This window comes from Pantoea sp. Pa-EAmG, assembly GCF_030024295.1.
GTDB classification, from domain to species: domain Bacteria; phylum Pseudomonadota; class Gammaproteobacteria; order Enterobacterales; family Enterobacteriaceae; genus Pantoea; species Pantoea dispersa.
In genome coordinates this window covers 1-7,670 of the sequence record NZ_JASEWO010000196.1, presented here as the reverse complement: position 1 = coordinate 7,670, position 7,670 = coordinate 1, and the positions used below count along the sequence as shown (strand labels likewise).

The following is a 7,670-nucleotide window of genomic DNA, read 5'->3' as shown; positions in this document are numbered from 1 at the left end:
CAGAAAGCAGGTTATTGAGGCGATCACTAAAATCAGGCCACTGTCTTTTCTTTTCGATAGTAAAATCAGAACCAGCTTTAAAAAGAAATATCTGGCTCTGAAGTTAAACAAACCGCTGTAACTACCGGGCGCTATGCCAGCGCCGGTTTATCAGGACGATGCTTTCTCAGGCGGATGAATCATGGCATAGCTGATGATAATCGCCATCACCAGGATTAGCACCGAACCACTCTGAATTAACACCGTGTCGGTCAGCCCAAAGATGATAATTGACAGCGGCAGCAGCGTTAATCCGGCGACGCCGCGGCGTGCGGCTACTATCAGCAGCACCAGGTAAAAAATCAGCAGGGAAAGTGCGCCAGCGAACCCCTGCAGCGAAAGCGTTTCAAGGAAATCATCGTGCAGGTGATACATGACGTTTTTATACGCTTCGGGATTGTGGCGCTCATGCTGCGTGATGTATTCCCGCGCTTTTGCCGTACGCTGATCCGGACTTTGCCCCAGCAGCGACCACGAAACGCTGTGCCAGCCGCCTTTCCAGATAGAGAAACGGGCGCCAATCGAGGTGTTATTGTTGGTCTGATAAGTATCAACTTCATTGTGGATGCTGTCTAAGCGCTGCCAGACGCTGCCCGGCATAAATAAAGCGCCCACGATAATAAACAGCGCTAACACCACCAGCGAAATTTTACCCGCCCAGCGATGGGTAAAATAAAACCAGGCCAGATAAATCAGTGGCAGGGTTAATACGCCGGCGCGTGACTCGGTCAGAATCATCAGCATCATATTCACGACAAAAACCGCGCTGAATAAGATCATTTGTCCGCCGCGATGGGAGATTACCCGGTGGCCGGTGTACAAAGTACAGAGCGCCAGCGCGGTAATCAGATAAGAGACGGTACCGGCGGAATCGGTCAGCAATCTGATGCGGGTCAGCGTTTTTGCGTGTTCACTGATAGCGAAACCTAACGTCACCAGCAGCCCGACAAATAAGATGGCGCTGCAGGTTATCAGGAGTGGACGGCTAAGATAGTGGCGCCACGCGACGATAAAATAGCTGAGAAAAGCCGCGATAATAAACAGCTTACCGCCCTGGAAGTAGTTATTCACCACATCACTGAATTCAGCGTGGGAAAACATCTTTGCCCAGATGAGCCTGACCAGCCCAATGAAGAGCAGCGGAAGCGCTACCGTTATGGCCGTTTTATCTGTTAGCCACTGTTTTTTCACCGCCAGAATTACTAAATACAGAGCCACCAGATAACTGGAAAAATAGAATATTTTGCGCGGTAAGGCTTCAACCACCAGTGACGACGCCAGCGCGATACTCAGCAGCACAAAACAGAGCTGGTAAATATTTTTTCCCGTCATCAGCTGGCGAAAAGCGTGAGCTTGCACTTAACAATACCTCATCTTGATATGTTTCAGGCGCCACAGCATGGCCTGCCACCATCTTTTTTGACGAAAAAGCGACTTATACATTCTTTTTGCCTGCTGCGCATTGGCTGGCTGGTCAAACGCCATGGTGGACAGCGGTGAATCCTGATAAATATCGCGATAATGGTGAACCACAAACTGTTGATTCCATACCTGCCAGGGCTTATCCGCACCGGCATAATGAATCAGGCAGGTTTCCGCCGGCACGTCGAGCGTATAGCCACGATCGTCATGGGCCAGCATGGTCAGGGTATTGAAGCGAGAAGAAACAAAGGTCACTTTATCTTCCAGTAAAATATTCAACGCATCCTGGTCGAGATACTGGAAGTTTCGCCCGTGTTCGGACAGTAAAGTAAACGCGCGTTCGCTGATATTGCCAGCGCGCCATTGCGCCACATCAATCAGCATCATGCCGGCGTTAAAATAGCGCTCGCCGCGCAAGCCGGCATTCTTCGCCAGCACCGGCTGCAGCGAGGCAATTTCACCGACCACCAGCGCAACCGCCTTAGGGCCGGTCGGGATCTGCCACAGTTCATTGAGCGGATTAATGCACACCATATCGGCATCAAGATAGAGCAGTTTTTCCGCCTGCGGCAAAATCAGCGGTGCCAGAAAGCGGTAGTAGGTCGCACGGGTAAAAAGTTCGGTGACCGGCAGCGTGGCAAACAGCTGGTCCGGCAGATGATGCAGCGTCACGCCGTGGCGCGATCCCTGAAAAAGCCTGGCGAGCCGGTGGTTATCGGCCGGTGTCAGTTCTGAAGAGATCAGATGGAAATGATACACGCGGTCTCCGGCGTGTTTCATGATGGACAGAATCGTGATTAGCGCATGCGCTTTAAACTTTCCGTCAACGCCAAAAACAATATGTTGATCGCTCTGTACCGGAAAAAGTGGTTCGGCGTTTATTTCCTGAAGAACATCATGATTCATTGCGCGCTTCTCTGCTGCGGAGCGCTACACTCCGTAACCACTTAATATGTAGACAATAAAATTGGATTTAGCATAAAACGGTAAAAGATTACCACTTTGGTAAACCCAAAGAAAGCGTAGCACGGTAAGCCAGGAGTTTTCGCAGACGAGACAAAAGCAGCCTCTCCCATCCTGTTATTTACGATGGGAGAAGCACGCTGGAGAATAAAACTACAGCGACGCGCCGCCGCAAATTACCAGCTCCTGTCCGGTAATGGCAGCGGCAGCCGGCGATAGCACAAAACCAGCCAGCGCAGCCACCTCTTCGGGATGGATATAGCGTCCGATAGGCGGCAGTTTCGGCGGCGAGCTGGCGCGGTCCGACTGCAGCAGCATCGGCGTGGCGGTGGCACCGGGAGCGATCACGTTGACCGTAATGCCCTGCGGAGCCAGTTCGGCGGCCCAGCTGCGCGCCATGCCCACCATCGCCGCCTTGGTGCTGACATACTGGCTGCGATTCGCCGCGCCGCGTGACGTGCGGCTACCGAGCAGCAGAATACGATCGCCGTGGCCCATCTGCGGCAGCAAGGTGTTGGCCATGATTTGCGCCACCTGCACGTGCAGATACCACAGCCGCGCCCCCTGCTCTTCCTCCAGCTCACCCAGCGGCGCGGCCAGCATCATGCCTGCCGCGTGCACCAGCGCATCCACCTTCGCCAGCCCGGCCAAAGCCCGTTTCAGCTGACTGGCGTCAAACAGGTCGACGGTGACGGAGGTAAACGCCGGATGATCTTTCTCCACCGGCGTACGGCTAAAACCGGTGACCTGCCAGCCCTGCGTCAGCAGCACATCGGCAATCGCCGCACCTATGCCGGAACTGACACCGGTCACCAGTGCATGGCGGCTCATGCTTTGTCCCTCACCCAGCTCTCCTCAACGCGCACGTACTTGATGGCCTGGCGAAAATAGGTGTAGGCAATGTGCAGCGCGCCGTCCGCGCTCTGCTTAATGCTGGGATAGGAGAACTCGCGGTTCAGTTTCTGCTGTGAATTGTTGGTCATGCAGTAACCGTCCCCCTCATCCAGATTACGCTGCCACGGCCAGCTCATCCCGCCATCGGCAGAAATAGCCAGCGTCATCGGTGCGCGCGGAGCTCCCCAGAAGGCGGTGCGTGCGCCCTGAACCACCGGCTGCGCCGCCACGGCCACCGCCGCATCATCTTCGTCTTCGATTTCGTCGTACAGTGACAGGCGACGCTCGCTGGCATCACGTGCGCTCATGGCGTTAAACACCAGCGCCAGATGGCCGTTGTGCAGCGTAGTCACCTGAATCGATGAGTTATTATTTGGCAGATCGGTTGCTTGCGGCGTGCTCCAGCTTTCACCGCCGTCGTCCGAACGACTCTGGTAGATATAATCAGCCCAGCGGCTGCGATACAGCGCCAGCAGGCTGCCATCCTGCAGCAGCGTAATGTTCATGTGCACGCAGCCGAGGCTGTCCGGCACCGTCACATCGCGCCAGCTCTGTCCTTTGTCACTGGAGATTTTCACCGCGCTGATATCATCGTTGCCCACCCATTTCACTCCCGGCTGGGTGCGACAATAGAACACCGGCAGCAGCCAGTTGCCGTTCGGCAGCACCACCAGCGGCTGGCGGATAAACGTGCCCGGCTGATCGAGCAGCGTATCGATGGCACTCCAGCTGTGACCCAAATCGTGTGACTGGCGATAGCGCACAATTGCCGTGTCCTGATTACCGGACTTCTGCGCGGTCCACAACAGCCACAGCACGTTATCCGGATCGAGAAACAGCACCGGATTCTGCTCCGATCGCGTTGGATCGTCGGATAACTGTTGAGGATCGCTCCATTGCGCGCTGCCCTGCGCCAGCCGCGAGCACCACACCGAAATATCCGCGATGCCTTCCTGCGTGCCGCCAAACCATACGCACAGCAGATCACCGTTCGGTAACGGCAGCAGGTTGGCGGCGTGGTTCTGCGGACAGACCGAAGGCAGCATCGCCGTGAGCTGCTGCGCGTCCTGCGCGTGCGGATGAAGCTTACCGTTGCGTTCGACGGTAATGGTTGAGTCGGTCATGTCAGGCTCCACTGTTTTGCATTGATGAATCAGGTGCATTTTTGCGCTGCGGCTGGCGTGACGGGATCAGGCGGTCAATCAGCATGATCACCGCCGGCGTCACCAGCGCGACGTACATATTGTTGATGCCGAACGGATCGCCCAGCAGATACCACAGCGAGGTCATGACGCAGGCACCAATCAGGCCGGCGTTCGCGCCGCGCGTACTTTTATAAAACGGCAGGTAGAAAGCGATGATCGCCACCACCGAAATCGACAGACGGATGGCGCGGGTAAAGAAAGATAGCTTCAGCACTTCCGGTACGAACAGCACGAAGATCAGCGGCAGGAAACCGATCAGCAGTGACAGCCAGCGCGTCATGCGAAATTCACGTTCCGGCGTCGGATTACGGTATGGCACATAAAAGTCTTTCACCACCAGCGAAGCGATGGCCAGCGCCACGGTGCTGACGCTGACAAAAATCGATGCCACCAGCGAGGTGGTGACAATCCCTGCCAGCCACGGGCTCATGTCCTGCAGGAACACCGGCAGCGCGTACAGGCTGTTGATCTCCGGATGCAGATACTTTGCCGCCACGCCAATCAGCGCAATGGCGATGGCAATCGGCATACAGAAGAAGAAGGCGACCCAGGTCGCGCGCTTCGCAGACGCCGCACTTTTGGTCGAGGCAATGGCCTGAATCACAAACTGGGTGCAGAAGATCGACCCGATGGTGCCAATCATCCAGGCAAAAATGGTGCTGGCGCCCACGTTACCGTCCCAGGTCCAGTAAAAGTGCGGCATCTCTTTGATCATCGGGCTGACGCCGCCAGTCATGTGCAGCGCCACGCCGAGAATGACCAGAATACCGATATATTTCAGGCCGCTGTGCAGCAGCGTCACCCAGGCGATGCCTTTCATGCCGCCGAACATAAAATAGAAGGTACTGACCAGCGCGGTGATCACCGCCGCCGTGGTGAGATCAAGGTTCAGTACCGTAGAGATCGCCGCCGCACCGCTGACATAGTTACCGACGTTCACCAGCAGCAGCGCGTAGATCATGATGATAGAAATAATATTTTTGGTGGAGTTGCCATAGCGCTCGGCAATCGCGCCGGAAATGGTAATTTTGCCGGTGTTGTAGATGCGTTTGACCAGCAGAATACCAAACAGCGGAAAGCCGATAGCGGCACCGATCACCGACCAGGACGCGGCAAAGCCATCCTCAAAAGCCGCCTGCGCCGTACCGATGGTTGACTTGGCACCAATGTATTCAGACATCAGCATCACGCCGACCACAAACGCTGGCATCACGTTTGAACCCGCCATAAAGTCGCCGCTGTTTTTACTGCGCAACCGCCAGGTCAGCCAGGTAGTGAACAGGATGTAGGCAATGACAATCCCGACAATAATCACCATCCCTTCTGCAGAGAACTGTTTCATGTTGGCCTCATTGATAACGTAGGGTCGTGGTGCGTGCCGGGCTTCACACGCACCGTTAATGAGGCGGCCATGATTATTGTTGTTGCGTCGCTGCGCTGGCTACCCCGCACCGTGCAAAATGATTTACTTCACTCAAAAATGAATAAATTTACGCACAGGCAGGGCAATTTATAGATTAACTGGCGCTTAATTAGTTTGATCATGCTCACAAACAGTCAAATGTGATTAATAATAATCAAACTTAACTGTGTGAGATAGCGAGGCAGACTGCGTGCCCGGCCACGGCCACCGCGCCGGGCAGCCGCGAACGTCAGGCGAGACTGTCGTTTTCCAGTTTCTGCCGTTTACGCAGATGAGGGAACAGCGCCATCCACAGCGCCACGACCACCAGGGTGCCGACACCGCCAATCGCCGCTGCGGGCACCGCACCGAACCATGCGGCCAACAGGCCGGATTCGAACTCTCCCAGCTGGTTAGAGGTATTAATGAAGATGGCGTTGACCGCGTTGACGCGCCCGCGCATCTCATCCGGCGTGTCCAGCTGCACCAGCGCGCCGCGAATCACCATGCTCACCATATCGAAGCCGCCGAGTGCCGCCAGCGCCAGCAGCGAGAGCCACAGCTGCGTCGACAGCGCAAATACCAGCGTAGCCAGACCAAAACCGGCTACCGAGCCAAACATGATCATGCCCACGTGCTTTTCCAGCTTGTGACGGCTGAGCCACACCCCGACCAGCAGCGCCCCGACCGACGGAGCACCGCGCAGCATGCCCAGCCCCCACGGACCGGTATGGAGAATATCCTGGGCGAAGATCGGCAGCAGCGCCGTGGCGCCGCCCAGCAGCACGGCAAACAGATCGAGCGAGATCACCCCAAGCACATCTTTGCGTTCGCGGATGAAGCGGACGCCGGCAAACATGGTGCTGAGGCTGGCCGGAATACGTGCCTGCGGCGGTCGTTCGTAGCGCAAACGGCTGACCAGCACAATCGACAACAGATAGAACAGCGCCGAAACACCGTACACCACCTCCGGCCCGGCCACGTACAGTAAGCCGCCCAGCGTCGGACCGACAATCACCGCCGCCTGACCACCCACCGAGCTGGCCGCCATGGCGCGCGCAAGGACGGGCGGCGGTACCAATGCTGGCAGCATTGAGGTGATTGCCGGCCACTCCAGCGCTTTGGCCAGCGAAATCAGGAATACCAGTCCCCAGATTTCAATCCGACCCGCCCAGTGCAGCAGCGTCAGCGTCACCAGCCCGAGCAGCGCCAGCCACTCTATCAGCTGCCCCAGCAGCACGATGCGGCGACGGTCATACTGATCCGCAAGGTGACCCGCCGGCAGCGCCAGCAATACCGAAGGTAAAAATTGCATCAGACCGATCATGCCCAGCGCCATAGCACTGTGGGTAAGCGCATAGATTTGCCAGCTGACGGCCACGGAGAACATCTGAAAACCAAACGATGAACAGGTACGCGCCAGCCAGAAGGCGACGAACGACCTGTGTCGCAGCAGCGAATCTTCCGCTGCGGTGACCGGTGAACCCATAGTTTTATCCCATCCTGAAGCAGAACCGGCCGGCGTCATGGCACCGGCCTGGTGAAAAGCCACCATCGGCTTTCCTTATGTTTTTCACGCCATAGAGTGCGATAACTGACCGGGGCAGGCAATGGCTGGATGTGCGCTGTAAAAACAGGTGCTTATCCGGATTAACAGTTAAACATGGCGTTCTGAATATTAGCAGACTGATTGTTTTACTTTGAAAATAGCCGAATCATTCCAGATAATTCAGTAAAGCGTTAAT

Annotated in this window: 6 protein-coding genes; all 6 read right to left on the bottom strand. The window is 56.1% G+C overall.

All coding sequences use genetic code 11. From position 1 onward, the window contains the following. Nucleotides 1-150: 150 nt before the first annotated feature. Nucleotides 151-1,398, bottom strand: a complete 1,248-nt coding sequence (locus QMM04_RS19305) for an O-antigen ligase family protein (RefSeq protein ID WP_282996789.1) — start codon at nt 1,396-1,398, stop codon at nt 151-153. Continuing rightward, on the bottom strand, nt 1,399-2,367 hold the full coding sequence (locus QMM04_RS19300) for a glycosyltransferase family 8 protein (RefSeq protein ID WP_282996788.1): 969 nt from the start codon (nt 2,365-2,367) through the stop codon (nt 1,399-1,401). It lies immediately after the preceding gene. Between the two features lie 210 nt (nt 2,368-2,577). Further along, the gene (locus tag QMM04_RS19295; protein ID WP_141496178.1) at nt 2,578-3,255 is read right to left on the bottom strand and encodes an SDR family oxidoreductase; all 678 of its coding nucleotides are present in this window, start codon (nt 3,253-3,255) and stop codon (nt 2,578-2,580) included. After that, entirely contained in the window at nt 3,252-4,442 is a 1,191-nt protein-coding gene (locus QMM04_RS19290; RefSeq protein WP_282996787.1) for an exo-alpha-sialidase, read from the bottom strand. The genes QMM04_RS19295 and QMM04_RS19290 overlap by 4 nt, the downstream gene beginning before the upstream one ends. A 1-nt stretch (nt 4,443) precedes the next feature. Next, nucleotides 4,444-5,865 carry a sodium:solute symporter family protein gene (locus tag QMM04_RS19285; protein WP_058759283.1) on the bottom strand — a complete coding sequence of 474 codons (1,422 nt, stop codon included), beginning with the start codon at nt 5,863-5,865 and terminating at the stop codon, nt 4,444-4,446. A gap of 310 nt (nt 5,866-6,175) precedes the next feature. Further along, on the bottom strand, nt 6,176-7,414 hold the full coding sequence (locus QMM04_RS19280) for an MFS transporter (RefSeq protein WP_282996790.1): 1,239 nt from the start codon (nt 7,412-7,414) through the stop codon (nt 6,176-6,178). Between the last annotated feature and the right edge of the window lie 256 nt (nt 7,415-7,670).